We start from the raw sequence: 3,028 nt of genomic DNA on the forward strand, positions 1-3,028 counted from the left end.
TGCGAATTTTCGGCGAATGTCGTCTTCACAGTATAACCAGATTGCTTGGGGTTATATGGTCAAGTGAAGAAGCGCATACGGTGGATGCCTTGGCAGTCAGAGGCGATGAAAGACGTGGTAGCCTGCGATAAGCTTTGGGGAGTCGGCAAACAGACTGTGATCCAGAGATCTCTGAATGGGGGAACCCAGCCAGCACAAGCTGGTTATCTTGTACTGAATACATAGGTGCAAGAGGCGAACCAGGGGAACTGAAACATCTAAGTACCCTGAGGAAAAGAAATCAACCGAGATTCCCTTAGTAGTGGCGAGCGAACGGGGACCAGCCCTTAAGCTGGTTTGAGATTAGTGGAACGCTCTGGAAAGTGCGGCCATAGTGGGTGATAGCCCCGTACACGAAAATCTCTTGCCAGTGAAATCGAGTAGGACGGAGCACGAGAAACTTTGTCTGAACATGGGGGGACCATCCTCCAAGGCTAAATACTACTGACTGACCGATAGTGAACCAGTACCGTGAGGGAAAGGCGAAAAGAACCCCGGAGAGGGGAGTGAAATAGAACCTGAAACCGTATGCGTACAAGCAGTGGGAGCCTACTTTGTTAGGTGACTGCGTACCTTTTGTATAATGGGTCAGCGACTTATATTCAGTGGCGAGCTTAACCGAATAGGGGAGGCGTAGCGAAAGCGAGTCTTAATAGGGCGCTTTAGTCGCTGGGTATAGACCCGAAACCGGGCGATCTATCCATGGGCAGGTTGAAGGTTAGGTAACACTGACTGGAGGACCGAACCGACTACCGTTGAAAAGTTAGCGGATGACCTGTGGATCGGAGTGAAAGGCTAATCAAGCTCGGAGATAGCTGGTTCTCCTCGAAAGCTATTTAGGTAGCGCCTCATGTATCACTGTAGGGGGTAGAGCACTGTTTCGGCTAGGGGGTCATCCCGACTTACCAAACCGATGCAAACTCCGAATACCTACAAGTGCCGAGCATGGGAGACACACGGCGGGTGCTAACGTCCGTCGTGAAAAGGGAAACAACCCAGACCGTCAGCTAAGGTCCCAAAGTCATGGTTAAGTGGGAAACGATGTGGGAAGGCTTAGACAGCTAGGAGGTTGGCTTAGAAGCAGCCACCCTTTAAAGAAAGCGTAATAGCTCACTAGTCGAGTCGGCCTGCGCGGAAGATGTAACGGGGCTCAAACCATGCACCGAAGCTACGGGTATCACCTTTAGGTGATGCGGTAGAGGAGCGTTCTGTAAGCCTGTGAAGGTGAGTTGAGAAGCTTGCTGGAGGTATCAGAAGTGCGAATGCTGACATGAGTAACGACAATGCGAGTGAAAAACTCGCACGCCGAAAGACCAAGGTTTCCTGCGCAACGTTAATCGACGCAGGGTTAGTCGGTCCCTAAGGCGAGGCTGAAAAGCGTAGTCGATGGAAAACAGGTTAATATTCCTGTACTTCCAGTTATTGCGATGGAGGGACGGAGAAGGCTAGGCCAGCTTGGCGTTGGTTGTCCAAGTTTAAGGTGGTAGGCTGAGATCTTAGGCAAATCCGGGATCTTAAGGCCGAGAGCTGATGACGAGTGCTCATTAGAGCGCGAAGTGGTTGATGCCATGCTTCCAAGAAAAGCTCCTAAGCTTCAGATAACTGGGAACCGTACCCCAAACCGACACAGGTGGTTAGGTAGAGAATACCAAGGCGCTTGAGAGAACTCGGGTGAAGGAACTAGGCAAAATGGCACCGTAACTTCGGGAGAAGGTGCGCCGGTGAGGGTGAAGCACTTGCTGCGTAAGCCCACGCCGGTCGAAGATACCAGGCCGCTGCGACTGTTTATTAAAAACACAGCACTCTGCAAACACGAAAGTGGACGTATAGGGTGTGACGCCTGCCCGGTGCCGGAAGGTTAATTGATGGGGTTAGCGCAAGCGAAGCTCTTGATCGAAGCCCCGGTAAACGGCGGCCGTAACTATAACGGTCCTAAGGTAGCGAAATTCCTTGTCGGGTAAGTTCCGACCTGCACGAATGGCGTAACGATGGCGGCGCTGTCTCCACCCGAGACTCAGTGAAATTGAAATCGCTGTGAAGATGCAGTGTATCCGCGGCTAGACGGAAAGACCCCGTGAACCTTTACTATAGCTTTGCACTGGACTTTGAGCTTGCTTGTGTAGGATAGGTGGGAGGCTTTGAAGTGGGGACGCCAGTTCTCATGGAGCCATCCTTGAAATACCACCCTGGCAACCTTGAGGTTCTAACTCAGGTCCGTTATCCGGATCGAGGACAGTGTATGGTGGGTAGTTTGACTGGGGCGGTCTCCTCCCAAAGAGTAACGGAGGAGTACGAAGGTGCGCTCAGACCGGTCGGAAATCGGTCGTAGAGTATAAAGGCAAAAGCGCGCTTGACTGCGAGACACACACGTCGAGCAGGTACGAAAGTAGGTCTTAGTGATCCGGTGGTTCTGTATGGAAGGGCCATCGCTCAACGGATAAAAGGTACTCCGGGGATAACAGGCTGATACCGCCCAAGAGTTCATATCGACGGCGGTGTTTGGCACCTCGATGTCGGCTCATCACATCCTGGGGCTGAAGCCGGTCCCAAGGGTATGGCTGTTCGCCATTTAAAGTGGTACGCGAGCTGGGTTTAGAACGTCGTGAGACAGTTCGGTCCCTATCTGCCGTGGACGTTTGAGATTTGAGAGGGGCTGCTCCTAGTACGAGAGGACCGGAGTGGACGAACCTCTGGTGTTCCGGTTGTCACGCCAGTGGCATTGCCGGGTAGCTATGTTCGGAAGAGATAACCGCTGAAAGCATCTAAGCGGGAAACTTGCCTCAAGATGAGATCTCACTGGAGCCTTGAGCTCCCTGAAGGGCCGTCGAAGACTACGACGTTGATAGGTTGGGTGTGTAAGCGCTGTGAGGCGTTGAGCTAACCAATACTAATTGCCCGTGAGGCTTGACCATATAACACCCAAGCAATTTGCTCACGCAGATTGCGGTGGTGAAGACGAAACGAACCGAAAGTTCGCGACGAACCACAA

The 3,028-nt window shown here is 52.3% G+C and carries 1 rRNA gene; it reads left to right on the plus strand.

Annotated elements, in window-relative coordinates:
• Positions 1 to 57: 57 nt before the first annotated feature.
• A 23S ribosomal RNA gene (locus OH705_RS26795) occupies positions 58 to 2,951 on the plus strand.
• Positions 2,952 to 3,028 lie beyond the last annotated feature (77 nt).

The organism is Pseudomonas sp. BJa3 (assembly GCF_026343815.1).
Taxonomy (GTDB): Bacteria; Pseudomonadota; Gammaproteobacteria; order Pseudomonadales; family Pseudomonadaceae; genus Aquipseudomonas; species Aquipseudomonas soli.